General features: G+C 68.1%; 18 protein-coding genes. 8 read left to right on the forward strand and 10 right to left on the reverse strand.

The window, feature by feature from the left end:
• Window positions 1-41 precede the first annotated feature (41 nt).
• Entirely contained in the window at window positions 42-539 is a 498-nt protein-coding gene (locus V5F63_RS04355; RefSeq protein WP_394101692.1) for an Hsp20 family protein, read from the forward strand.
• Window positions 540-710: 171 nt separating this feature from the next.
• Window positions 711-1,697 carry a phosphoglycerate dehydrogenase gene (locus V5F63_RS04360; RefSeq protein WP_394101693.1) on the forward strand — a complete coding sequence of 329 codons (987 nt, stop codon included), beginning with the start codon at window positions 711-713 and terminating at the stop codon, window positions 1,695-1,697.
• A gap of 2 nt (window positions 1,698-1,699) precedes the next feature.
• Here the strand turns inward: V5F63_RS04360 and V5F63_RS04365 are convergent, their stop codons facing one another.
• On the reverse strand, window positions 1,700-1,981 hold the full coding sequence (locus V5F63_RS04365; protein ID WP_209487879.1) for a MoaD/ThiS family protein: 282 nt from the start codon (window positions 1,979-1,981) through the stop codon (window positions 1,700-1,702).
• A 3-nt stretch (window positions 1,982-1,984) separates the two neighbouring features.
• Entirely contained in the window at window positions 1,985-3,070 is a 1,086-nt protein-coding gene (locus V5F63_RS04370) for a WD40/YVTN/BNR-like repeat-containing protein (RefSeq protein ID WP_394101694.1), read from the reverse strand.
• 157 nt (window positions 3,071-3,227) lie between these two features.
• Here V5F63_RS04370 and V5F63_RS04375 point away from each other — a divergent pair, with 157 nt between their 5' ends.
• The 3 genes from V5F63_RS04375 to V5F63_RS04385 all read left to right on the forward strand — a co-directional run bounded on the left by V5F63_RS04375 (window position 3,228) and on the right by V5F63_RS04385 (window position 8,327).
• A complete protein-coding gene (locus tag V5F63_RS04375; protein ID WP_394101695.1) occupies window positions 3,228-3,845 on the forward strand; it encodes a TetR/AcrR family transcriptional regulator in 618 nt (205 codons plus the stop codon).
• Window positions 3,846-3,948: 103 nt separating this feature from the next.
• Window positions 3,949-5,187, forward strand: a complete 1,239-nt coding sequence (locus V5F63_RS04380; RefSeq protein ID WP_394101696.1) for an efflux RND transporter periplasmic adaptor subunit — start codon at window positions 3,949-3,951, stop codon at window positions 5,185-5,187.
• Window positions 5,184-8,327, forward strand: a complete 3,144-nt coding sequence (locus V5F63_RS04385; protein WP_394101697.1) for an efflux RND transporter permease subunit — start codon at window positions 5,184-5,186, stop codon at window positions 8,325-8,327. The genes V5F63_RS04380 and V5F63_RS04385 overlap by 4 nt, the downstream gene beginning before the upstream one ends.
• A gap of 124 nt (window positions 8,328-8,451) precedes the next feature.
• Here V5F63_RS04385 and V5F63_RS04390 read toward each other — a convergent pair whose 3' ends face one another.
• Window positions 8,452-9,027 (reverse strand): HdeD family acid-resistance protein, encoded by a 576-nt coding sequence (locus V5F63_RS04390; protein WP_209487883.1) that lies wholly within the window; start codon window positions 9,025-9,027, stop codon window positions 8,452-8,454.
• Between the two features lie 184 nt (window positions 9,028-9,211).
• Complete coding sequence (locus V5F63_RS04395) at window positions 9,212-10,408, reverse strand: L,D-transpeptidase family protein (protein ID WP_245327375.1); 1,197 nt, start codon at window positions 10,406-10,408, stop codon at window positions 9,212-9,214.
• 248 nt (window positions 10,409-10,656) lie between these two features.
• Here V5F63_RS04395 and V5F63_RS04400 point away from each other — a divergent pair, with 248 nt between their 5' ends.
• The 3 genes from V5F63_RS04400 (at window position 10,657) to metH (ending at window position 16,475) form a co-directional block, all read left to right on the forward strand.
• Complete coding sequence (locus V5F63_RS04400) at window positions 10,657-11,676, forward strand: ArsR/SmtB family transcription factor (protein WP_394101698.1); 1,020 nt, start codon at window positions 10,657-10,659, stop codon at window positions 11,674-11,676.
• Window positions 11,676-12,617: a methylenetetrahydrofolate reductase [NAD(P)H] gene (metF, locus tag V5F63_RS04405; protein ID WP_394101699.1), complete on the forward strand. Its 942-nt coding sequence runs from the start codon at window positions 11,676-11,678 to the stop codon at window positions 12,615-12,617. Before V5F63_RS04400 ends, metF begins: the two co-directional genes overlap by 1 nt.
• A gap of 93 nt (window positions 12,618-12,710) precedes the next feature.
• Window positions 12,711-16,475, forward strand: a complete 3,765-nt coding sequence (gene metH / locus V5F63_RS04410; RefSeq protein WP_394101700.1) for a methionine synthase — start codon at window positions 12,711-12,713, stop codon at window positions 16,473-16,475.
• Window positions 16,476-16,489: 14 nt separating this feature from the next.
• Here the strand turns inward: metH and rsmA are convergent, their stop codons facing one another.
• From rsmA to V5F63_RS04440, 6 genes are all read right to left on the reverse strand, one after another.
• On the reverse strand, window positions 16,490-17,368 hold the full coding sequence (gene rsmA / locus V5F63_RS04415; RefSeq protein ID WP_209487886.1) for a 16S rRNA (adenine(1518)-N(6)/adenine(1519)-N(6))-dimethyltransferase RsmA: 879 nt from the start codon (window positions 17,366-17,368) through the stop codon (window positions 16,490-16,492).
• Window positions 17,365-18,414: a 4-hydroxythreonine-4-phosphate dehydrogenase PdxA gene (gene pdxA, locus V5F63_RS04420; RefSeq protein ID WP_394101701.1), complete on the reverse strand. Its 1,050-nt coding sequence runs from the start codon at window positions 18,412-18,414 to the stop codon at window positions 17,365-17,367. The genes rsmA and pdxA overlap by 4 nt, the downstream gene beginning before the upstream one ends.
• Before the next feature lie 149 nt (window positions 18,415-18,563).
• On the reverse strand, window positions 18,564-19,472 hold the full coding sequence (locus V5F63_RS04425) for a SurA N-terminal domain-containing protein (protein ID WP_209487888.1): 909 nt from the start codon (window positions 19,470-19,472) through the stop codon (window positions 18,564-18,566).
• A gap of 97 nt (window positions 19,473-19,569) precedes the next feature.
• Complete coding sequence (locus V5F63_RS04430; protein ID WP_394101702.1) at window positions 19,570-21,993, reverse strand: LPS-assembly protein LptD; 2,424 nt, start codon at window positions 21,991-21,993, stop codon at window positions 19,570-19,572.
• A 110-nt stretch (window positions 21,994-22,103) separates the two neighbouring features.
• A complete protein-coding gene (gene lptG, locus V5F63_RS04435) occupies window positions 22,104-23,201 on the reverse strand; it encodes an LPS export ABC transporter permease LptG (RefSeq protein ID WP_209487890.1) in 1,098 nt (365 codons plus the stop codon).
• A 2-nt stretch (window positions 23,202-23,203) separates the two neighbouring features.
• Window positions 23,204-24,511, reverse strand: a complete 1,308-nt coding sequence (locus tag V5F63_RS04440) for an LptF/LptG family permease (protein WP_394101703.1) — start codon at window positions 24,509-24,511, stop codon at window positions 23,204-23,206.
• Between the last annotated feature and the right edge of the window lie 38 nt (window positions 24,512-24,549).

The raw sequence follows: 24,549 nt of genomic DNA on the forward strand, positions 1-24,549 counted from the left end.
TCTATGCGGGTCCCGCATGTCGCTTCAAAGGAGGATATGCCATGCGTACGTTTGACCTTGCTCCCCTGTACCGCAACACCGTCGGCTTCGACCGTCTGTTCTCGCTGCTTGATTCCGTCGGCGGCGTGGATGCGGCGCCCACCTACCCGCCCTACAACATCGAGCGCACGGGCGAGAACGCCTATCGCATCACGGTGGCCGTGGCGGGCTTCACCGAGGCCGAGCTTGGCCTCGAGGTGAAGGAGAACACCCTCACCCTCAAGGGCGAGAAGGCGTCGTCCGAGACGTCCGACAGCGCGCAGGTGCTGTATCGCGGCATCGCGGCGCGCGCGTTCGAGCGTCGCTTCCAGCTCGCCGACCATGTGGAGGTGAAGGGCGCGGTGCTTGAGAATGGCCTGTTGCACGTAGACCTCGTGCGCAACATTCCCGAAGCCAAGAAGCCCCGCATCATCCCCATCGCGGGCGCGACGGCTGCTCCCAAGACGATCGAAGGCTCCATCGAGGGCTCGACCGCCGGGAGCACCGCTCAGGCGGCCTGACGCGGACAGGAACAGGGCGGGCTTCGGCTCGCCCGCCTTCGGGGCGGTGCGCGAGCGCCGCCCTTTTCCGTTGCCGTGCGCAGATGACGCGCATGCCCCGCGGGGGGTTGATCTCGCGACGCGGCCGGGAGAGGAGGGGGACATATCTCCCGCTGAGAAGGTCGCCCGCCCGTGCCCGCCCCCCGCAAGGTTCTCATCACGACCCGCCTGTTCGATGCCGCCGCCGCCGAATATCTCGCCGAGCATGGCTGCATCGCCGTGCCCTCCGGCCTGCCGGGCGACGCCCTCGATTCCGACATTCCCGATGCCGCGCTGAGCGCCTTGCTGGAGGGGGCCGAAGGCTGGATCGTCGGCCAGCGCGCGGTGACGCGGGAGATCCTCGCCGCCCATCCCGAACTCAAGGTCATCGCCCGCCGGGGCGTCGGCTATGACCGGGTTGACGTGCCGGCGGCCAAGGCGCTGGGCCGCGTTGTGACCATCGCGGCGGGCGCCAATGACGACGCGGTGGCGGATCACACGCTGGCGATGATCCTCGCGCTTCTGCGCCGGCTGAAGGAAAGCGACCTCGCCATCGCAGCCGGCGACTGGCGGGTGCTCTCGGGCTTCGACCTCACGGGGAAGACCGTGGGCCTCGTCGGCCTCGGCCGCATCGGAAAAGCGGTGGCGCGGCGCCTGCACGGTTTCGACACCAAGGTGCTGGTGGCGACCCGCACCCCCGACCCCGACTTTCCTTTCGTGGACTATGTGCCGCTGGACGACCTCATCGCGCAGAGCGACATCATCAGCCTCCACGCGCCGCTGACCTCAGAGACCCGGCACATGATCGGCACTGCCGCGCTCGCTGCCATGAAGCCCCACGCGGTGGTCATCAACACCTCGCGTGGCGGCCTCGTGGATGACCGTGCGCTGCTGGCGGCACTGGAGGCGCGGCGCATCGGCGGCGCCGGGCTGGACGTGTTCGAGGCCGAAGCCGATGCGGCGATGCTCCCCGTTGCCGCCGCTCTGGCGGCGCGGCCCGATGTGGTGGCCACCGCCCATGCCTCCGGCTCCAGCGCCGAGGCGCTGGCCCGGGGCAACCTCATCTCGGCGCAATGCGTGGTTGCGGCGCTGGATGGGACGGAGTTTCCGCCCGGCTGCCTCATCGCCGACGGCCGGTAACTCTAGCCACCGCTGATGGCGGTGAGCACGAACACGTCCGCGCCGGGCCGCAGCGGCGTGTCCAGCCGCGCCCGCCGGCCGTCGACGAACACATTGATGTGCCGGCGGATGGCGGGGCGCTCGTCGCACAGCCGGTCGCGCATGCCTGGCCACAGGGCCTCCAGCTGGCGCATCATCTCGTCGACCGTGCGCGCCTCCAGCTCGACATAGGTTTCCCCCTCCGGAAACAGCCGGACGAGATGGGCCGGCAGGCGCACCTTCACCGGTGCGGCTTCCTCCGCCACCGCTCAGGCCTCCACCACCAGCGTCTCCACGGAGGAGATGGTGGGCAGGTGCTGGGCGAGCCGCGTCCAGCTCTCGCCCTCGTCGGCGCTGGCATAGATCTCGCCGGAGCCGGTGCCGAAATAGACGCCGGCGGGCTCCAGCGTGTCGGTGGCCATGGCCTGCCGCAGCACGTTGAAATAGGCGTCCTTCTGCGGCAGGCCCGACCGCATCGCCTGCCATGAGGCGCCGCCGTCGCGGGTGCGCCAGACGGCGGCCTTCGCGTCCGGCATGAAGCGGCCGGCGGTGTCGCCGTTGAGCGGCACGAGGAACAGCGTTTCGGAATCGCGCGGGTGAGCGGCAGCGGGAAAGCCGAAGCTGGAGGGCAGGCCCTGCTCGATGCTCTGCCAGGAGATGCCGCCATCGTCGGAGCGGTACATGCCGCAATGGTTCTGTTGATAGAGCCGGTGGCGCAGGCCTGGCGCCTTGACCACGCAATGCACGCACTGGCCGTGCTCGGGATAGCGCTGGTCCTCGGGCATGTAGTCCGCGCGGGTGCCCCGATTGCGCGCGCTCCAGGTGCGTCCGCCATCGGCACTGTGGAAGACGCCAGCGGCGGAGATGCCCACCCACAGCGCCTCCGGATCGTCCGGATCGAGCACGAGGGAGTGGAGGATGAGACCCGCGCCGCCGGGACCCCAATCGCCGCGGGACGGGTGCTTCTGCAGGCTATCGAGGGCGGTGAAGCTCTCGCCGCCATCGTCGGAGCGGAAAAGGCCGGCCGGCTCGACCCCGGCGTAGAGCGTGCCGTTCGCGCCCGGCGCGAGGCTCCAGACGGATTTCACCGGCGCCTCGCCCTCGGCAGAGGCGAGGCCGCGGGACGAATGGGTCCAGGTGGCGCCGAGATCGTCCGACTGCCACACCGCCGGCCCGAACCATTCATTCCCGCCGCCGGCATAGATGCGGCCGGAGGCCCGATCGCCCACCACATGGTTGGTCGGCCAGGTGTCGCAGAACGGACCGCGCAGCGCCCAGCTCTTCCGGGCGGGGTCGCTCTCCAGAATGAACGCGCCTTTCTTCGTTCCGATCAGGATGAGCACCTTCTGCGCCATCTCTTGTCCTCCCCGGTCCCGGCTCTGGGTCCCTCGGAGGACGCAGGCGCAGGCGACGCGCCGACAGGGCGGGGATAAAATTTGCGACGGCGCGAATCTCGGGCTTGGATTTAGAAGTCTGACGATTTATGATAATCGTCAGTTTTTGGAGATTGGCGTGAACGTCAGGGTGAAGGAGACGGCGGACGAGACCCGGGAGCGCATCGCGCGCACGGCGGAGGAGCTGTTCCGCCGCATGGGTTTCGCCAAGACGGCGGTGGCGGATATCGCCGCCGAGCTTGGCATGTCGGCGGCCAACGTCTACCGCTTCTTTCCCTCCAAGACCGCGATCGTCGCGACCATCTGCAGCCGCTGCCTCATCGAGAGCGAGGCGGAGGTGGCGGCTGCGGTTGCGGACGGGGGTTCGCCCCAGGAGCGTATTCTCGCCGCCTATCTCGCCATCATGCGCTATCACAAGGAGAATTTCCTTGAGGAGCGGCGCGTGCACGACATGGTGCTGGTCGCCATCGAGAACAATTGGGAAGCCATAGAAGCGCACAAGGCGCGCCTGTGCGACCTGACCGCCCGCGTCCTCGCCGACGGCATCGCCCAAGGGGTGTTCGTGGCCCATGACCCCGGCAAGGTCAGCCGGCACATCCAGAGCGCGCTGATCCGCTTCTGCCATCCCGTGCTGGTCGCGCAGAATATCGGCGACGAGGACCAGGAAGGCGCGCTGAGCGATAGCCTGCGTTTCATTCTGAGAAGTATCGAGGTCGAGCGTTCGTCTCTCCCCTGACAGGAGTGAGCGGAGCGCCTTTCTGCGTCGTAAAAGTGATGATCGACGAAAATCGTCAGTGTTGAATCCATAGTCGATAGGCTTCGAGCCACAGGATCGTTCCATGACCCGCCTCGCCGTTCCGATCCGATCCGGCCGCCGCCTGAAGGGCATGGCCGCGCTGTTGTTCGCCGCGTCCGCGTCTCTCCTCGCGGGATGCGGGCAGGAAAATCCGGCCAATGCGGGTGAGGCTTCCGCGTCGAAGGACGCTCCGGCCATCATCGCCCGTCCGGTGCAGGTCACGACCGTGGCCTTCCGCCCGCGCGAGACGCAGAAGAGCTTCGTCGGCGTGGTCCGTGCGCGCCGTGAGATCGACCTCGCCTTCCGGGTCGGGGGCAAGGTCGTGCAGCGGCTGGTGGAGGTGGGCGACCGGATCGAGCCCGGCACTGTGGTGGCTCAGCTCGACAGGGAAGATCTCAAGCTGGAACTGGAAAGTGCCAAGGCGGAGATGCAGGCCGCCACCGCCAATCTCGCCCAGACGACGATCGAGGACACCCGCTATCGGGCGCTGACCGCCAAGGGCGCCGCCTCCAATGCCGATCTCGACCGCAAGTCGCTCGCCAAGGACGAGGCGATCGGCCGCCTCGAACGGGCGAAGCGTTCGCTGGAGCTGGCGGAGAATCGCCTCTCCTATGCCGACCTGATGACCGATGCGGCGGGCGTGGTGGTCGCGACATCGGCCGAGCCGGGGCAGGTGGTGGCCTCCGGCCAGACCATCGTGCGCGTCGCCCGCCTCGACGAGAAGGAGGCGCTGGTCTCCTTGCCCGAAACGGCGCTCGCCGATGCCCGCACGGCCGATGCCGTCGTGACCCTTTGGGCTGATCCCGGCCGGCGCATTCGAGCGCGGCTGCGGGAATTGTCGCCGCAGGCGGACGCGACCTCCCGCACCTATCCCGCCCGCTTCACGCTGGAGGGCGCGGATGAAACCGTTGCGCTGGGCATGACCGCCACCGTGACGCTGCGCCCCAAGGACCAGCAGCAGGTGGCCCGGTTGCCGCTCTCGGCCCTCATTGATCGCGGGCATGGCCCGCAGGTGTTCGTGGTGGATGGCGCGAGCCATGCCATCGTCGCCCGCCCGGTTGAGATCGCGGCCTATACGGGCGACGAAGTGCTGCTCTCCGGCGGTGTCGCGCCGGGGGATGCGGTGGTGGTGCTCGGCGTGCAGACCCTGCTGCCCGGCCAGAAGGTGCGCACGGTGCAGGCGCCCGCGGTGACAGAGGTGGTCGAGCGCCTGCCGGCGATCGAGACCCGCCGGGCGCAGGCGCCCGCGCTCGGCACAAGCGTAGCGGAGCAGCGCCGGTGAGCGCCGCCGGCTCCCCCCATGATCCGGCGTCCGGCTCCTCGCAGGGCGGCGCCTCGCGCTTCAACCTTTCGCGCTGGGCCATCACTCATCGCGCGCTGACCCTGTTCGCCATCATCCTCCTGGGTGCGGCGGGGGCCTATTCCTATTTCAACCTCGGCCGCGCCGAGGATCCCTCCTTCACCATCAAGGTCATGGTGGTGCAGGCGGCGTGGCCCGGCGCCACCGCCTCCGAGATGCAGGCGCAGGTGGCCGATCCCATCGAGAAGAAGCTGCAATCGCTGCCGCACCTCGACCGGGTGGAGAGCTATTCGCGCCCCGGCGTTTCCTTCGTGCAGGTGTTCCTGCGCGACAACACGCCGGCCAAGGAGGTGAAGGACCTCTGGTACCAGGTGCGCAAGAAGGTCTCCGACGTGCGCGGCGATCTGCCCGCCGGCGTCATCGGTCCCGGCTTCGACGATGAATATGGCGACGTCTATTCCGCCCTCTACATCCTGAGCGGGCAGGGGGCGGCGCCGGCCGAGCTGAAGCGGCAGGCCGAGATCATCCGCCAGCGCCTGCTGCGCGTGCCCGATGTGGAAAAGGTCGATCTGATCGGCGAGCGACCGGAGAAGATCTTCATTGAATTCTCCCACGCCCGCCTCGCCAATCTCGGCATCACGCCGGCACAGCTTTTCGACAGCGTGGCCCGGCAGAACGCCGTGGTGGCGGGTGGCGCGGTGGATACACGCTCCGACCGCATCAATCTGCGCGTCACCGGTGCCTTCACCGGCGTCGAGGCCATCGCCGAGGTGCCGGTGGCGGTGAACGGCGCGCTGCTGCGCCTCGGCGACATCGCCACGGTGCGGCGCGGCTATGAGGACCCGCCCTCCTTCCTCATGCGCCAGAACGGGCTGCCGGCCATCGGCATCGGCGTCTCCATGGCGCAGGGCGCCAACATCCTCACCCTCGGCGAGGCGCTGAAGGGCGCCATGGCCGAGGCCACCTCGGAACTGCCCCACGGTATCGACGTGACGCAGGTAGCCGACCAGCCGCACATCGTCTCCGAATCGGTGGGCGAGTTCCTGAAGACCTTCCTCGAAGCCCTGGTCATCGTGCTGGTGGTCAGCTTCCTGTCGCTGGGATTCCGCACCGGCATCGTGGTGGCGCTCTCGGTGCCCCTCGTGCTCGCCATCGTCTTCCTCATCATGTTCTCGGCGGGCATGGACCTCCACCGCATCACGCTGGGGGCGCTGATCATCGCCCTCGGCCTCCTCGTGGATGACGCCATCATCGCCATCGAGATGATGGTGGTGAAGATGGAGGAGGGCTGGGACCGCATGTCCGCCGCCACCTACGCCTGGACATCCACCGCTTTCCCCATGCTCACCGGCACGCTGGTGACGGCGGCCGGCTTCCTGCCGGTGGGCTTCGCCAAGTCGTCGTCGGGCGAATATGCCGGCGGCATCTTCTGGGTCGTGGGCATCGCGCTCATCGCATCCTGGTTCGTGGCGGTGATCTTCACCCCCTATCTCGGCACCGTGCTGCTGCCGGACATGAAGAAGGCGGGCGGGCATCACGAGATGCACGACGGCCGTCTCTACCGGATGCTGCGTGGGACGCTGGAATTCTGCCTGCGCCACCGCTTCATGGTCATCGGCGCGACGGTTGCGATGTTCGCGGGCTCGGTGGTCGCGTTCGGCCTGGTGCAGCAGCAGTTCTTCCCCACCTCCACGCGCCCCGAGCTGTTCCTGGAGATTCGGCTGCCGGAGGGCACCTCCATCTCCGTCACCGAGGCCACCGCCAAGAAGGCGGAGGCGCTGGTGGGCGAGGATCCGGACGTGGCCACCAGCACCACCTATGTGGGCCGCGGCGCGCCGCGCTTCTGGCTGGGCCTCAATCCGGTGCTGCCCAACCCGAACTTCGCGCAGATCGTGATCGTGGCGAAGGATGTGGAGGCCCGCGAGCGGCTGAAGGCCCGGCTCGATGCCGAGCTGGCGGAAGGCGCGCTGTCGGAGGCGCGGGTGCGTGTGGACCGCTTCGTGTTCGGCCCGCCGGTGGGCTTCCCGGTGCAGTTCCGCGTGGTCGGGCCGGATCCCATCGCGGTGCGCGACATCGCCGAGAAGGTGCGCCTCGTGATGGCGTCCGACGCGGACGTGATCGACCCGCACCTCAATTGGGGCGAGCAGGTCAAGTCCATCACCCTCACCGTGGACCAGGACCGCGCCCGGGCGCTCGGCACCTCGCCGCGCGACATTGCCGAGACGCTGCAGACCCTGCTGCAGGGCTACGCCATCACCCAGCTGCGCGAGGGCAATTTGCTCATCGACGTCATGGCGCGGGCCGTGCCGGAGGAGCGGGTGGACCTGGAGCATCTCGCCGCGCTCACCGTCACCACCCGCAACGGCCTTGCCGTGCCGCTCGGACAGGTCGCCCGCATCGGCTATGCCCATGAGGAGCCGATCCTGTGGCGGCGCGACCGCGACCTCGTGCTGACCGTGCGCGGCGACGTGCGCGACGGTGTGCAGCCGCCAGATGTGACGACCCGCCTCCTGCCGAAGCTGGCGGCGCTCAAAGCCGAGCTGCCGCCCGCCTATCGCATCGAGACCGGCGGCTCCATCGAGGAGAGCGCCAAGGCCAATGCCTCGCTGGCGGCGGTGTTCCCGGTGATGATCATCGTCATGCTCACGCTGCTGATGATCCAGCTGCAGAGCTTCTCGCGCCTCGCCCTGGTGCTGGCGACGGCGCCGCTTGGTCTCATCGGCGCGGCGGCGGCGCTGCTCATCGCCCACAAGCCGTTCGGCTTCGTGGCGCTGCTCGGCCTCATCGCGCTGGCCGGCATGATCATGCGCAACACGGTGATCCTGGTGGACCAGATCGACCACGACATCCGCGACGGCGCGACGCCCCACCATGCCATCGTGGAGGCGACGCTGCGCCGGGCGCGGCCCGTGGTGCTCACCGCGCTTGCTGCGGTGCTCGGCATGATCCCGCTGGCGGAAAGCGTGTTCTGGGGGCCCATGGCGGTCACCATCATGGGTGGCCTGCTGGTCGCGACCGTGCTGACCCTGCTCGTGGTGCCGGCGCTCTATGCCACCTGGTTCCGCGTGAAGGTCACCGACGAGGAGCCCGCGCCGGCCGCGCTGCCGCAGCCGGCGGAATGATGCCCGCCATCTGAATCAGAACGCGCCCCGACGTCCCCCGGGGCCGTGCGCCCCGCCCGTTCCCGGCATCGCCCCCGCCGCGGACGGGCGGGGCTGTTTTTCCGACGTCGAACCGAGGGTGGCCTCAGTTCTTCTTCTCGCGCAGGGCGAGCCCGAACATCAGCGTGCCCACGCCGTTGACGATGAGGTCCACGCCGAGGAACAGGCCGAGGATGTAGACCGAGTTCACCGGCCAGCGGGCGATGATGATGAGGCCCAGCAGCAGGGTGACGATGCCGGACACCACGATCCAGCCCCAGCCCTTGCCGTGCTTGGAGCCGAATCCGGCGAACAGACGGAAGATGCCTTCCACCGCCAGCGCCACGCCGATCATCAGCGTGAGGACGCCGGCGCCGAGCAGCGGGTTGTACATCATCAGGCCGCCGGCCACGACATAGAGCACGCCCGCCACCAGCCAGTAGAAGAAGCGGCCCCAGCCCTGCACCCGAAAGGCATGGATGACCTGCACCACGCCGCCCACCATGATGAGCGCGCCCACATAGAGCACCGTGACGACGGTGGAGGCGAGCACGTGCGCAAGGGCGATGAAGCCGAGCACGATGAAGGCGATGCCGAGGACGGCAAACCAGCCCCAGCTGGCGCGCACGGCGTGCAACTGGTCGGCCATCGTGGAAGCGGGAGTGGAAACGGGCGTCGACATGTGCCTCTCCAGTCAGCGTCATCGCTGCCGTGGCATCATATCGAAGCGGAACGCCGCGCACAGGGGGCTTCGGCTCCGGCAGATTGCGGAGGACGGGCAGAACCTCGTCCGGCGCACAAACGCAAACGGCCCGGCGGGGGCCGGGCCGTCTGAAACCTGTCTGTCCCGGCGGGCCGGGCCGAAATCAGCGCTGGGCGGGCTTGCCCGTCGAGGCGGTGGAGACCGGAGCGGCATTGGCCTGCGGCGCGGAATTGGCCTTCGGCAGGATCACCACCTTGGTGCCGACCTTGGCGCGATCGTAAAGGTCTTCCACGTCCGCGTTCAGCATGCGGAAGCAGCCGGAGGACACGAACTTGCCGATGGTCTGCGGCTCGTTGGTGCCGTGAATGCGGTAGATGGTGCCGCCGAGATACATGGTGCGGGCGCCGAGCGGATTGCCGGGGCCGCCGGCCATGAAGCGCGGCAGATAAGGCTGGCGCTCGATCATCTCGGACGGCGGGCGCCAGTCGGCCCATTCCTTCTTCGCGGTGATCTTCTCGGTGCCGGCCCAGGTGAAGCCCTCCCGGCCCACGCCGATGCCGTAGCGGATCGCCTTGCCGCCGCCGAGCACCAAGTAGAGGTACGTGTTCGGCGTATCGATGACGATGGTGCCCGCCGGCTGGGTGGTCACATAGTCCACGGTCTGGCGGCGGAAGCGCTCGGGCACCGGCTCGGTCGGGTCGACATTCTCGATGCGCGGACCGGACGGCGCCTCGGTGGTGCCGGGCACCACGGCGGAATTGGGGCCATAGGTTCCGGCCGGGGCAGGGGCGGTGTTCAGGCTGGCATAGAGCGCATCCTGATCCACGGCGCCGCGGCCGGAACCGCCATAGCCGGGCTGCTGGCCATAGGCCGGCTGCGCGGGCTCATAGGCGGTGGGCGTCGCCTGCCGTCCGTAAAGGTCGGGGGCGGCATTGTAGACAGGCTGGCCGCCGTAGGCCTGCTGACCCTGGGCGGGCACCGCGCCGGGATAGGGGCCGGCATCCGGCGTCACCGCCACCGGGCCGCGGGCGTAGCCGCCGGGCGCGGGCTGCGGATAGCCCTGCTGGGCCGGCTGCGGATACGCCTGCTGGGGATAGGGCTGGCCCGGCGCGGGAAGGTCCGTGCGCTCGACCTGATCGCGGCGCACCGGTGCCTGCTGGCGCGAATATGGATCCGAATAGCCGGGAGGCGCCTCGCCATAGCCGCCGACAGGCGCGGGCGGGAGGGTGCCGGTAGCATCATCCTGCTGCGCGCCCGGCAGGCTGTAGTTCGGCCCACCGTACTGCCCCTGGGCAAAGGCTGGAGCGGCCAGGACGGAAGCGCCGACGGCGGCGAGGAGGAGGGTATTGCGAAGGGTCATGTTAGAGGTGTTAACCGTGAAACGTGACGAAATTGGAAACGGGTCGCGGAAAAATTCGGCCCGTCTGGCGGTAACTTGCTCCTGCGTTGCAGGCCTTTTCGTTAAACGCCTTTAGGCCCGCGCCGGGTCCCCCGCAATGCGAGATTCCGCGAGCCGCGCGATCGTGATCGCACTGTGGCGCGCGGGGCATAGCAAGGTGCGACGAAGCAGACTTGAACGGCAGGCACTAAGGATATAAAGATATCTTTATGTCAGATCGGCTCAAGCCCGCGCCTTCCTCGTTCGCCGCCGTCCTCGAGGGCCTCAAGGCCGCGGGGGAGGACACGCGCCTGCGCCTGATCGCGGTGCTGGGAGAGGCGGAGCTGACCGTCTCCGACCTCACCGAAATCCTTGGGCAGTCGCAGCCGCGCATCTCGCGCCATCTGAAGCTTCTGGCGGATGCCGGGCTGGTGGATCGCCACCGCGAGGCCAGCTGGGTGTTCTACCGCCGCGCCGCCGAAGGCGCGGGCGGGCGAATCGCCAAGAGCCTGCTCGACTTGCTGGACCGGGACGATCCCGTCCTCGCCGGGGACCGTGCCCGGCTGGAAGCGGTGCGCGCGGCCCGCGCCTCCGCCGCGCAGGGCTATTTCGCCGCCCATGCCCGCCAGTGGGACGAAATCCGCCGCCTGCATGTACCCGAGGCAGCGGTGGAAGCGGCCGTCCGCCGCGCCTTCGCCGGCGCCCCCATCCGCTCGCTGCTCGATCTCGGCACCGGCACCGGCCGGATGCTGGAGCTGTTCGCGCCGGATATCGATCGCGGCATGGGGGTCGATCTGTCTCCCGACATGCTGGGCGTCGCCCGCGCCAATCTGGAGCGCGCCGGCGTGCGCAACTGCCTGCTGCGCCAGAGCGACATCTATGCCGTTCCCGTCCCGCGCGACGCCTTCGACGCGGTGATCGTGCATCAGGTGCTGCACTATCTCGACGACGGCCGCCGCGCCCTGAAGGAGGCGGCGCGGGTTCTTGCGCCCGGCGGTCGGCTGCTGGTGGTGGACTTCGCCCCGCACGGCCTTGAGTTTCTGCGCGAGGCCCACGCCCATCGCCATCTCGGCTTCGATCGCGCGACGGTGGAGGGATGGCTCGCCGCCGCCGGCCTCGATCTCGTCTCCTTCGACACCCTCACCCCCGAGGTCCGCTCCGGCGACGGCCTCACCGTCTCGCTCTGGCTCGCCCGCGATCCGCGTTCCGAAATGGCCGATGCCGACCTCGCCCACAGGGAGATTGCCTGATGACCACCCCCGCCCCCATTCCCGCCGCCGTGCCCGTGCGGGCGAGCCGGGAGATGGACCGGCCGCCGGTCAACGTCTCCTTCGAATTCTTCCCGCCGAAGACGGAGGAGATGGAGAAGACGCTGTGGTCCTCCATCCGCCGGCTGGCGCCGCTCCATCCAAGCTTTGTGTCCGTCACCTACGGCGCGGGCGGCTCCACCCGTGAGCGCACCCACGCAACCGTCTCGCGTCTGGTGAAGGAGACCGACCTGCATCCGGCGGCGCACCTCACCTGCGTCGGGGCCAGCCGCGCCGAGATCGATGACGTGGTGCGGGCCTACAAGGATGCCGGCGTGAAGCACATCGTCGCCCTGCGCGGCGATCCGGCCACCGGCGTCGGCACCAAATACGAGCCGCACCCGGAGGGCTATCCCTACGCCTGCGATCTCGTGGAGGGCATCCGCCGCATCGGCGATTTCGAGGTGTCCGTCTCGGCCTATCCCGAGAAGCACCCGGAAAGCGCGAGCCTCGATGCGGACATCGATTCCCTGAAGGCCAAGGTCGATGCCGGGGCCACCCGCGCCATCACCCAGTTCTTCTTCGAGAACGACGTCTATTTCCGCTATCTCGACAAGGTGCGCGCCAGGGGCATCGACATCCCCATCCTGCCCGGCCTGCTGCCGGTGACCAACTTCAAGCAGGCGTCGAACTTCGCCACCCGCACCGGGGCGAGCGTGCCGGGCTGGCTGCTGAAGCGCTTCGAGGGGCTGGATGACGATCCCGAGACCCGCAAGCTCATCGCCGCAGCGGTGGCGGCGGAGCAGGTGACGGACCTCGTTGATCGTGGTGTCACCGATATCCATTTCTATACGCTGAACCGCGCCGACCTCGTCTACGCCATCTGCCACCTGCTCGGGCTGCGCCCCGATGCAGAGCCGGTGCCGCAGGCGATGGCGGTCTGAGCGCGACCCCCTTCCCGCCGGCGCCTTTCGCGCCGGCCCGTCTTTCACGGAAGGCGCGCCCCCGCGTCGCCCCGAGCCCCGAGACCGCCCCCAATGACCGCCCCCATGAACGCCGCCCAGACCTCTGCCGCGACCCACGCCGAAACCATCTTCGCCGACCTCGCCAAGGCCGCCGCCGAGCGCATCCTGGTGCTGGACGGGGCCATGGGCACCATGATCCAGCAGCTGAAGCTGGACGAGGCGGGCTATCGTGGCGAGCGGTTCAAGGACTGGCCGCGGGACGTGAAGGGCAATAACGACCTTCTCAGCCTCACCCAGCCCGACGCGGTGCGGGCCATCCACCTCGAATATTTCCGCGCCGGCGCGGACATGGTGGAGACCAACACCTTCTCCGGCACCTCCATCGCCCAGGCCGACTACGGCATGGAGGAGATCGTCTATGAACTGAATTTCGAGAGCGCGCGGCTCGCCCGCGAGGCGGCGGACATCGCCCAGAAGGAGGACGGCCGCCGCCGCTTCGTCGCCGGCGCCTTCGGCCCCACGAACCGCACCGCCTCCATCTCGCCTGATGTGAACGACCCCGGCTTCCGTGCCGTGACCTTCGACGATCTGGCCGACGCCTATTTCGAGCAGGCGCGCGGCCTCGTGGACGGCGGCGCGGACATCCTCCTCGTCGAGACCATCTTCGACACGCTGAACGCCAAGGCGGCCATCTTCGCCATCGAGAAGCTGTTCGCCGAGCGCGGCTTCCGCCTGCCGGTGATGATCTCCGGCACGATCACGGATCTCTCCGGCCGCACCCTGTCGGGCCAGACGCCGAGCGCCTTCTGGTATTCGCTGCGCCACGCGAAGCCCTTCTCCATCGGCCTCAACTGCGCCCTCGGCGCGCGCGAGATGCGCGCCCACATCGCCGAGATCGGGCGGGTGGCGGACACCCTCGTCTGCGCCTATCCCAATGCGGGCCTGCCCAACGAATTCGGGATGTATGACGAGAGCCCCGAGGCCATGGCGGCCCTCGTGGGCGAGTTTGCTTCTTCCGGCCTCGTGAATGTGGTGGGCGGCTGCTGCGGCACCACCCCCGCGCACATCCGGGCCATCGCCGAGGTGGTGAAGGGCAAGGCGCCGCGCGTCGTGCCGGAGCTGGAGCCGCGCCTGCGGCTCTCCGGCCTCGAGCCGTTCGAGCTGACCCCCGAGATTCCGTTTGTGAACGTGGGCGAGCGCACCAACGTCACCGGCTCCGCCCGCTTCCGCAAGCTCATCACCGCCGGCGACTTCCCCGCCGCCTTGGCGGTGGCCCGCGATCAGGTGGAGAGCGGCGCGCAGGTGATCGACATCAACATGGACGAAGGCCTCCTCGACAGCGAGGCCGCCATGATCACCTTCCTGAACCTCGTCGCCGCCGAGCCGGACATCGCCAAGGTGCCGGTGATGGTGGACAGTTCCAAGTGGGAGATCATCGAGCAGGGGCTGAAGCGGCTTCAGGGCAAGGGCATCGTCAATTCCATCTCCCTCAAGGAGGGTGAGGAAGCCTTCATCGAGAAGGCCAAGCTGGTGCGCGCCTATGGCGCCGCCGTGGTGGTGATGGCCTTCGACGAGCAGGGGCAGGCCGACAGCTATGCCCGCAAGACCTCCATCTGCGAGCGCGCCTATCGCATCCTGACCGATGAGGTGGGCTTCCCGCCGGAAGACATCATCTTCGATCCCAACGTCTTCGCGGTGGCGACCGGCATCGAGGAGCACTCGGGCTACGGCGTCGCCTTCATCGACGCGACCCGCTTCATCCGCCAGAGCCTGCCCTACGCCCATGTGTCGGGCGGCGTCTCCAACCTCTCCTTCTCGTTCCGCGGCAACGAGCCGGTGCGCGAGGCGATGCACGCCGTGTTCCTCTATCACGCCATCCAGGCGGGCATGGACATGGGCATCGTCAATGCCGGCCAGCTCGCCGTCTATGACGAGATCGAGCCGGCCCTGCGCGAGGCCTGCGAGGACGTGGTGCTGAACCGCCGCGCCGACGCCACCGAGCGGCTTCTCGAAATCGCCGAGGGCTTCAAGGGTGCCGCCGGAAAGGAGAAGAAGGAGGCCGATCTCGCCTGGCGCACCTGGCCGGTGGAGAAAAGGCTGGAGCATGCCCTGGTCAACGGCATCACCGAATTCGTCGAGGCCGACACCGAGGAGGCCCGCCAGAACGTAGCGCGCCCGCTGCACGTCATCGAAGGCCCGCTGATGTCCGGCATGAACGTGGTCGGCGACCTGTTCGGCGCCGGCAAGATGTTCCTGCCCCAGGTGGTGAAGTCCGCCCGCGTGATGAAGCAGGCGGTGGCCTACCTCATGCCCTTCATGGAGAAGGAAAAGGAGGAGATGGGCGTCACCTCCGCCTCGGCCGCCGGCAAGGTGCTGATGGCGACCGTGAAGGGCGACGTGCACGACATCGGCAAGAACATCGTGGGCGTCGTGCTCCAGTGCAACAATTACGAGGTCATCGACCTCGGCGTGATGGTGCCGACGCAGAAGATCCTCCAGGTAGCGCGGGACGAGAAGGTTGACGTGATCGGCCTCTCCGGCCTCATCACGCCCTCGCTGGACGAGATGGTCCATGTCGCGGCCGAGATGGAGCGCGAGGGCTTCGCCGTGCCGCTGCTCATCGGCGGGGCCACCACTTCGCGCGTCCACACGGCGGTGAAGATCGCGCCGCGCTACGAGCGTGGGCAGACGGTCTATGTCACCGACGCGAGCCGCGCGGTGGGCGTGGTCTCGAACCTCCTCAATGCCGAGACGCGCGGCACCTATGTGGCCGACGTGCGTGCGGAATATGCCAGGCTCGCCGAGGCCCACGCCCGCGCCGACGCCAACAAGCAGCGCCTCACGCTCGCCAAGGCGCGCGAGAATGCTCTCAAGCTGGATTTCTCGGCCCGCGCGCCGGAGAAGCCCTCCTTCCTCGGCACCCGCGTGTTCGAGGACCACGACCTCGCGGACCTCGTGCCCTTCATCGACTGGACGCCCTTCTTCCAGTCCTGGGAACTGACCGGGCGCTATCCGGCCATTCTGGACGACGCCGTGGTGGGCGAGCCGGCGCGCGCGCTGTTCGCCGATGCGCAGGAGATGCTCGCGAAGATCGTCGCCGAGAAGTGGGTGACGGCCCGTGCCGTGGTCGGCTTTTGGCCAGCCAATGCCGTGGGCGACGACATCCTGCTGTTCCGCGACGACACGCGGAAGACCCCGCTCGCCACCCTGCATACCCTGCGCCAGCAGCTGTCGCGCCGGGAAGGACGACATAATCTGGCGCTGTCCGATTTCGTCGCCCCGCTGGAGAGCGGCGTCGCCGATTATGTGGGCGGGTTCGCGGTGACGGCGGGCATCGGCGAGGAGGATCGGGTGGCGGTCTTCAAGGCGGCCAACGATGATTATTCCGCCATCCTGCTCAAGGCCCTGTGCGACCGCCTCGCCGAGGCCTTCGCCGAGCGCATGCACCATCTGGTGCGCACCGACTTGTGGGGCTACGCGGCGGACGAGGCCCTCCCCAACGACGATCTCATCGCCGAGCGCTATCGCGGCATCCGCCCGGCGCCGGGCTATCCGGCCCAGCCCGACCATACCGAGAAGGCGACCATCTTCGAATTGCTGGATGCCACGCAGAAGGCCGGCATCCACCTCACCGAGAGCTTCGCCATGTGGCCCGGCGCGGCGGTGTCCGGCCTCTACTTCGCCCACCCCGAGAGCGCCTATTTCGGCGTCGGCCGCATCGAGCGCGATCAGGTGGAGGATTACGCGAAGCGCAAGGGCTGGACCGTGGCGGAGGCCGAGCGCTGGCTGGCCCCCATCCTCAATTACGACCCGGCGCGGGTGGAGGCGGCGGAGTAAAGCCGCCCCCTCGCTTACTTGAGCGCGGACAGGGCGCCAAACTGGCGCCCGACGCCCTGCGAGAAGGCGTTGGCCAGCCGTACGAAGCCGGCCACGTCGATCTCTTCGGCGCGGGCGGTTTCTTCGACGCCGGCGGCATCGAGCAGGGCCTGCGCATCCACGCCGAGCGTCTTCAGGCTCTGCCGCAGCATCTTGCGGCGCTGGCCGAAGGCGGCCTCCGTCACCTTTTCAAGGGCCGACAGCGCGCAGGGGAGGGGCTCCGGGCGCGGCACCAAGTGGATGACCGAGGAGGTCACCTTGGGCGGCGGCACGAAGGCCGAGGGCGCGACATCGAAGGCGATCTTTCCCTTGGTCCGCCAGCCCGCCAGCACCGCGAGACGTCCATAGGCCTTGGAGCCCGGCTCCGCCACGATGCGCTCCGCCACTTCCTTCTGGAACATGAGGGTGAGGGAGGAGAACCACGGCGGCCACGGGTCCGTGGAGAGCCAGCCCACCAGCAGCACGGTGGCGATGTTGTAGGGCAGGTTGGCGACGACCCGCGCCTCGCCCTCGCCGATGAGGGGGCGCACGTCCACCTTCAGCGCGTCGCCCTCGATCACCTCCAGCCGGCCGGGATAATGCGCGGCGACCTCCGCCAGCGCATCCATGCAGCGCCGGTCGCGCTCGATGGCGATGACGCGCTTCGCGCCCAGCGCCAGAAGCGCACGGGTGAGCCCGCCGGGGCCGGGCCCGACCTCCACAATCGTCACATCTTCCAGCGGCCCTGAGGCGCGGGCGATGCGGCCGGTGAGGTTGAGATCCAGGAGGAAGTTCTGCCCCAGCGACTTCTGCGCCGAGAGGCCGTGCTTGCGGATGACGTCGCGCAGCGGCGGCAGATCGTCGAGCGCGCTCATGCGCGGGCCAGCGCAGGCGCAGGAGCCGGGGCCGCCGCCCGCTCCGCATCGGCAAGGCGCCGGGCGAGCTTCAACGCGGCGATCAGGCTGGAGGGATTGGCCCGGCCCGTGCCCGCGATGTCGAACGCCGTGCCGTGGTCCGGCGAGGTGCGGATGAAGGGCAGGCCGAGGGTCACGTTCACCCCGTCGTGGAAGGCGAGGGTCTTGGCCGGGATCAGAACCTGATCGTGATACATGCCCACCGCCACGTCATAGCGTGCCCGTGCTTCCGGGTGGAACATCGTGTCCGCGGGCAGGGGGCCGGTGGCGAGGATGCCCTCGCGCTTCAGCGCCTCCACGGCGGGCCGCACGATGGCCTCGTCCTCACCGCCCAGCGTGCCGTCCTCGCCCGCATGGGGATTGAGGCCGCAGAATGCGAGGCGGGGCCGGGCGATGCCGAAGCGCCTGGCCATGTCGCGGGCGACGATGCGGCCGGTCTCGACCAGAAGGTCGATGGTGAGGAGGCCGGGCACCTCCGCATAGGGGACGTGGATGGTGGCGGGCACCACGGCAAGCTTGTCCGACCAGATCATCATCACCGGATGCGGCGCCGGCCGGCCCGGCGTGGCGGCGCGGTGGGCGAGCCACTCGGTGTGGCCGGGGAAGGGAAAGCCGGCGTCGTACATGACCGATTTGGCGAGCGGATTGGTCACGAGGGCCGCCGCGCGTCCGGCCGTCACAAGGCCGAGGGCGGTGGCGAGGCTCGCCTCGACGCAGGCGGCGGAGGAGGCGTCCGGCAACCCTGCGCGCCCGGTGAAGGCGGGGCCCGCGGGGAGAACCGGAAGGGCGTCCGTGAAGCGCGCGGAAGCAGTTTCGGGCGACGTCTCGACCAACGGCAGGTCGAGGCCGATCAGGCGGGCGCGGGCGGCGAGCGCTGCGGGATCGCCGGCGACGATGAAGGGCGGGACAGACGCCGCGTGCCGCCGCTGGAAGGCTGCGAGCGCGATATCGGGGCCGATGCCGGCGGGATCGCCGAGGGCGAGGACAAGGGGAGACAGGGCGGCCATCAGAGGTTTGTCAGCATCAGCGGCGCCCGGTGCGGGCGCGGGGCCGACCATAGAGCATTTTCAGGCGAAGAGGATCGTGGTTGGCATGAAGACCGCGCGCGTGGCCAAAGACCGGAGCCTTGCCGGCAGACGGAAGGTGCCGCCGCCGGTCAGCGACGGTATTCGATCAGTGCCTGCTTGCGCAGCTCGGCCATGAATTTCTTTGATTCCGCGGTGAACTGGCTGGTGGTCAGCTCGTCCTTGATCTCGCGCTTCTGGGAGCTCTCGCCGCGCACCTCGCGCTTGCCGCACATGGCAAAGGTCTCCACCCCGGCCTGGGCGACTTCCGGCGGCGTGAGCCGGCCGACCTCGGTCTTGTCGAGGATCTGCTTGAGCTGGGCGGGCACCTCGGAGGACAGGCGCGTCACCTTGGGGCGCACCACCACCTCCCTCATGGACTTCGCCATCTGCTCGCCGCTGTCGCAATCGGTGAAGCGCGACTTGAGGGCATTGGCCTCGGCGAGGCGGGCGGCGTGGTTGCTGGCGTTGCGCGGAACCACGAAGACGATGGGCATGAGCGTGTATTCGGTGGCGACCATCTGGGTCTCGCCGCGCTTCTGCAGGGCCGCGATCACGTCGGCGTCGCGGATGTTCACCGTGCCCGACCGGGCGCGGACGTACTGGCCCCAGACGTAATCGGCGAGCAGCTTCTGCTTGAAGGTCCGGTCGCCGAGCCCCTGCTGCTTGAAGCCGGACGAGAGCTGCTCGGGCGTACGGCCGGAGCGCTCGGCGATCGAGGCGAACAGGCGGTCGACGTCCTTCTGGTCCACGTCCAATTTGAGGCGGTTGGCCTGCTGGATCTTGATGCGCTCCTCGATCAGTTCCTCCAGCGCTTCCTTGGCGCTGATCGGCTTGCGCTCGATGATGCTGTGGAGGAGCTGGCGCTGGGAGACGTCGTAGCTGGTGACCGGATCGCCGTTGACGACCACCACGACCTGTTGCGCGCGGGCGGGCGAGCCCACCACGAGCGCGGGCAGGAGAAGGGCGGCGGCGAGGAGAAGAAGGCGTGCGAAAGGCATGGTCCTGTCCGGGGGGCTGCCTGCGACTTGTGTCTTCATCCTGTGGCGGCAATGCGGCTGCGCGAGCGTGGCCATGGCGGCCACACTCCAGCCGGCATCAATTCGAGGATTCGGAGCCGAAGCTGGTGGAGAAGCCACCTTCGCCGAGGGTGCGCAGGCCGATGCGGAACATCACCTTGGTCACCGGCGGCGCGTTGGGGCCGTTGAGGGTGTAGTCGGAGATGTAGTTCAGGGCGAGGGTGAAGCAGTCGTCGATGTAGCTCAGGCCGAGCAGGGTGTAGTCCACCTCGCCCGCCGCGAAGTCGTAGCGGATGGCGCCGCGCAACGCCCAGTTGTCGTTCAGCTTGTAGGAGGCATTGGTGTAGATGCCTTCGCGCTGGTCGTAATAGCCGAGCAGCGGCTGCGCCTCGTAGCGGCCGTAGGTGAGAGCCACGTTGAAGCGGTCGATCTCCGCCCGCGCCTGCAGCTCGAACCGCTGCATGGAGAAGTTCTGCTCGTCGAACCGGAAGCGGGTCACGAATTCGAGATATTTGGTGGGCGAGTAGCCGAACTTGGCGATGTAGTCGGACGCCGAGGTCTCAAGGCCCGACTCAAGGCCGGTGTTGGCCATGTCGCCGTAGGCATAGGAATTCTTGCCGAACAGATTGTAGGACTGACCGACCACGGCGGTGAACAGGCCGCCGCCGTTGATGGCGGCCGTGTAGGTCACGCCGAGGTTCAGGCGGCTGCCGCCCTCCACCCGGTCATAGCCGGAATACTTGTTCACCTCGAACAGGTTGGTGTCGTCGAACACCAGGCTCTGGGCGTCCTCGTTCGGGAACCGGCCGATGTCGCTCTCGTTCGGGCGGATGATGATTTGCGCCCTCGGCTCGATGGTCTGGGTGCCCCAGCTCTCGGCGGAAATGAAGGGGTATTTGTAGTCGAGGCCCACCGCGGGCATGGCGCGGATGAGGTCGTCACTGCCGGACTGGAGCGGGTTCTGGTTGGCGTAGGCGGGGCCGAACTGGTAGCTCGGGGGCAGGTAGGAGGTGTTGACCGAGGCCACGTCCACGCGCGCCGTGACGAACGGCGTCCACTGCTGGCCGATGGAATCGGTGATGGTCTTCTTCCAGTAGACGTCGCCGGACAGGCGCGTGTAGTCGCCCGGCGCGCCGCGCAGCAGGCATTCCTTCGCGTTCGGCGACCACAGGGTGCAGGCGCCGGTGGGCACGCCGACGGTGCCGATGGCGGACGTCAGCTCGGAGGTGCCGATGAAGTCAGCCTGCTCGCGGGTGAGGCTGGTGAGGTTCATCTTGAACCCGGCCTCGCCGCCCCACAGGGCCTTGTCGTACACCTTGCTGTAGTTGAGCGTGCCGACGATGGGCTGGCGCTGCTGGTCGTCGGTCACTGCGAGGCCGAGGAAATAGAGGCCGCGCAGGTCGAAATAGGAGCGATCACCCTGGCCCGTCAGGTAGACCGTGGAGGTCTTGGTGGTGGTGGTGTCGGGGATCAGGTTGTAATCGCGCAGGAAGGTGCGGTCGGACGCGATGGTGGCATCCCAGCCGAAGGTCCAGAACTTGTTCAGCGCGAAGGCGCCGGAGCTTTCCACCGCGCCGCGGTTGTCGCGGAAGCCGGGCAGCACCTCGGTGAAGCCGTTGGACGTGGTGATGAACTCCTGCGGGTTCTCCTGCACGATGCCGGCGGCGCGGATGGTGTAGCTGCCGTTGATCAGGCGCTGGCGCCATTCGCCCTGCATCAGCACGCCCTGCTGGGTCAGGAAGGCGGGCGTGAGGGTCAGGTCGCGGTCGGGGGCGATGTTCCAGAAGAAGGGAACGGCGACGCCGTAGCCGATCTGGCTGGAGGAGAAGAACTCCGGCATCAGGAAGCCGGTCTTGCGCTTCACCGTCGGGTCGGGCGACGACATGAACGGGAAGTAGGCCACCGGCATGCCGAAAAACTCGACCCAGGCGTCCTGATAGTAGACCATCTTCTCGTCGTCGTTGTGGATGATCTTCTTGGCCTTGATCTGCCACAGCGGCGGCTTGGAGGGGTCGTCCTTGCACGGCTCGCAGGCCGTGTAGACGCCATTCTGGAAGACGGTGATGTTGCCGTCGGTCCGGTCAGCGCGGACGGCGGCGAAATGGGTGTTGTCCGGCGTGTCGAGGCGCAGGGAATCGATGAAGCCCTGCTTGAAGTCCTGCGTCAGCTGGAGCGTGTCCGCCGTGATGATCTTGCCGTCCTTGTCCTTGAGGCGGGCATTGCCTTCCGCGCGCAGGGTGTTGGCCTTGCGGTCCAGCACCACGCGGTGAGCCTCGAGGGACGAGCCGTCATAATAGATCTGGACGTTGCCGACGGCGGAGACGGTGTCCTTCTGGTAGTCGTATTCGAGCTGGTCGGCCGTCACCAGCATCTTCTGGTTCGGGTCGAGCTGACGCGCGGTGAGCAGATTGCTGCCCGGCGTGGTGTTCTGGCTCGGCTGTGCGGACTGCGCGCGGGCGCCATCCATCGGCGCGAAGAGGGCGACGAGACCGGCAAGGAACACGCTAAAGGCGGCTGCCGAGGAAACGCGTGCGGACGCGCGACCGCCCGTCCCACGCACCGCAGTGCGAAGGGTCCCGGCAGTCAGCTCAGCGGCGGGGGGATGCCCGACCGTCATCCGTCCTCCCGATGCAACAGAATGAGCGCCCCCAGCAAAATCCCGGTGACTGCTGGAAACCACGCAGCAGCAACGGGATGAACGATTCCAGCCTCTCCGAGATCCTCGGCGAGCTTGGTCCCAACATAAAGCAGAAAGCCCGCAAGCACGCCACCGAGAATCGTCTGGCCCACACCCCCGAACCGGAAGACGCGCAGCCCCACGACCGCGGCAATCAGCACCATTGCCACCAGCAGAAACGGCTTTGCGAGAAGACTCTGGAGCTGGAGGCGGTATTTTTCCGCGCCGAAGCCGGACTGTTCCGCACTGCGAATAGCCGACGGCAGTTGCCAGAACGACACGGTTTCCGGGGCGATCAGCGAATCCTGGATCTGTTTCGGGTCGAGCTTGGTGGCAATCAGGTAGGTATCATAGGAGGCAAGATCGAGGCCCGGGACGAGCACCTTGGCGCCGGTAAGAATCCATGCACCATCTCCCAAAGTTGCAGATTTGGCCTCTACACGCTCCATGAAGTTCCCGGAGGGATCGAACTCGAAAATCACCACGCCCGAGAGCACCCGACCGCCCTGCCGGGAGGATTGGGCCTGGATGATGGACTGGCCGTCCACGCTCTGCTGGCGAATCCAGAAGTCCTTCTTCGACTGCGTGAGCCCTGGCGTGCCGCCGCCGCTGGCGAAGATGTCGCCCTCGATCTGGTTGGCGCGCTCCTTGAAGTCGGCGGAGACGGGGTTGAACACGCAGGTGGCGAAGACGCCCACGAGGAAGGCCACGAGCACCGGCGGGGTAATGAACTGCCAGACCGAAAGCCCCACCGCCCGCGCCACCACCAGCTCCAGCCGGCGCGACAGGATGACGAACGTCACCATTCCGCCGAACAGCACGGCGAAGGGCAGGAGCTGCTCGGTGAAGGCGGGCGCGCGGTAGATGGTGAGGAGGGCGAGAAGGCTCACCGTCACCTGCTCGCGGTCCGCCGTGCGCCGCGCCATCTCCAGGAAGTCCACGAGCACGATCAGCGTGACGCAGGACAGGAAGATCACCGCCACCGCATGCGCGAAGCGCCGCGCGAAATAGAAGCCGAGGATGCGTCCGATCATCGTCAGGCCGCTGCCCGCCGTGCGAATCGCGCCCGGATGGCGGCGCCCAGCGCCGTCAGCGCCGCCGGCGGGGCGATGCGGATCCAGCCCTGCAGGATCATGGCGCAGATGATGACGGTGACGATGGGCAAAGCGTAGATCAGGGGCACCGCCGCCGCATTGGCCTTCAGCTGTCCGGCGATGGCGAAATTGCCGATCTGCACCAGCCCCATGGCCGGGATGATGGCGGTGAGCGCCGCGCCACGGCTCTGGCGGGTGGTGCGCGGCTGGGCGAGCGCGGCGGCGGCGATGGCGAAGAAGGCCATCGGATAGAGCCCCGCCGACAGGCGCTTGTGCAGCTCCTCCCGATATCGTCCGGGGAAAAAGCGCACATACATGTCCTCGGGCGGCGGGCTCATCACATAGGACAGGGGCCGCTCCATGGGCTTGATGTCCACGCCCTTGGTGTCCGGCGCCAGCGAGGAGAGGTCGAAGGCGTAGCGCTGGAATTCCACCACCGAGGAATTGGCCGCCTTGCTCTCGGAACGCCCCTGCTTCTGGTCGCCGGCCGGGGGCTGGGCCGCCGCCGGGGTGCTCTGGTCGGTCTTCTGAGCGGCGAGCTTGGCGCGGGCGGCCGCACGGGCTTCCTCCGGGGTCGGCTGGGGTGCAGCCTCGGTCCTCCACATGTCGCCGCCACGCCGGTGAATGGAGCCGTTTTCCAGCACCAGGAAGATGCCGGCCTTGCTTTCGACGATCTGGCCCCGGTCTGCGAGGTAGGTAGAAACCTCCTTCTCGCGCGCGTCATTGATGAAGATGCCGCGCATCACGCCGTTGGCGGAGCGCTCGCGCACATGGAAGACGAGCCCCTGGGTGAGGTTCACGAAGCGGCCGGGCTGGGCGACGAAGGACACCACGTCCGCGCGCACTTTGGTCACCTGCTCGCGAAAGTTGGTGAGGCTGGCCGGCACCACATGGACCGCCAGTGAGGAACAGAACAGGGAGACCAGGATCGCCAGCACGATGAGCGGGCGCAGCAGGCGCCACGGCCCCATGCCGGCTGCGGCCATGACCACGATCTCGCTGTCACCGTTGAGCTTGAGCAGCGTGTAGGCGGTGGCGATGAACAGGGCGGCCGGCGCGATCACCAGCACCAGCGTGGGCATGGTGAGGCTGGTGATGGCGATGAAGGCAAGGATGGTCTGGCCCTGGCTCGTCACCAGATCGAGCTGTCGCAGCGCCTGCGTCGCCCAGATCATGCCCGCGAGCACGACCACGACCCCCAGGAAGGCGACAGCCGCCGTGGAGAAGATGTAACGATCCAGACGGCCCATCACAGCATGCCTTTAAATGCGCGGAGCCGCCCCCTCAC

The sequence above is a fragment of the Xanthobacter wiegelii genome (assembly GCF_043193855.2).
In the GTDB taxonomy this organism is placed as follows: domain Bacteria; phylum Pseudomonadota; class Alphaproteobacteria; order Rhizobiales; family Xanthobacteraceae; genus Xanthobacter; species Xanthobacter flavus_A.

Bases quoted from the DNA above. Each gene is read 5' to 3' on its own strand.
- V5F63_RS04355 (WP_394101692.1), top strand. From the start codon at position 42: ATGCGTACGTTTGACCTTGCTCCCCTGTACCGCAACACCGTCGGCTTC.
- V5F63_RS04370 (WP_394101694.1), bottom strand. From the start codon at position 3,070: ATGGCGCAGAAGGTGCTCATCCTGATCGGAACGAAGAAAGGCGCGTTC.
- V5F63_RS04380 (WP_394101696.1), top strand. From the start codon at position 3,949: ATGACCCGCCTCGCCGTTCCGATCCGATCCGGCCGCCGCCTGAAGGGC.
- V5F63_RS04390 (WP_209487883.1), bottom strand. From the start codon at position 9,027: ATGTCGACGCCCGTTTCCACTCCCGCTTCCACGATGGCCGACCAGTTG.
- V5F63_RS04395 (WP_245327375.1), bottom strand. From the start codon at position 10,408: ATGACCCTTCGCAATACCCTCCTCCTCGCCGCCGTCGGCGCTTCCGTC.
- V5F63_RS04400 (WP_394101698.1), top strand. From the start codon at position 10,657: ATGTCAGATCGGCTCAAGCCCGCGCCTTCCTCGTTCGCCGCCGTCCTC.
- metF (WP_394101699.1), top strand. From the start codon at position 11,676: ATGACCACCCCCGCCCCCATTCCCGCCGCCGTGCCCGTGCGGGCGAGC.
- metH (WP_394101700.1), top strand. From the start codon at position 12,711: ATGACCGCCCCCATGAACGCCGCCCAGACCTCTGCCGCGACCCACGCC.
- rsmA (WP_209487886.1), bottom strand. From the start codon at position 17,368: ATGAGCGCGCTCGACGATCTGCCGCCGCTGCGCGACGTCATCCGCAAG.
- pdxA (WP_394101701.1), bottom strand. From the start codon at position 18,414: ATGGCCGCCCTGTCTCCCCTTGTCCTCGCCCTCGGCGATCCCGCCGGC.
- V5F63_RS04425 (WP_209487888.1), bottom strand. From the start codon at position 19,472: ATGCCTTTCGCACGCCTTCTTCTCCTCGCCGCCGCCCTTCTCCTGCCC.
- lptG (WP_209487890.1), bottom strand. From the start codon at position 23,201: ATGATCGGACGCATCCTCGGCTTCTATTTCGCGCGGCGCTTCGCGCAT.
- V5F63_RS04440 (WP_394101703.1), bottom strand. From the start codon at position 24,511: ATGGGCCGTCTGGATCGTTACATCTTCTCCACGGCGGCTGTCGCCTTC.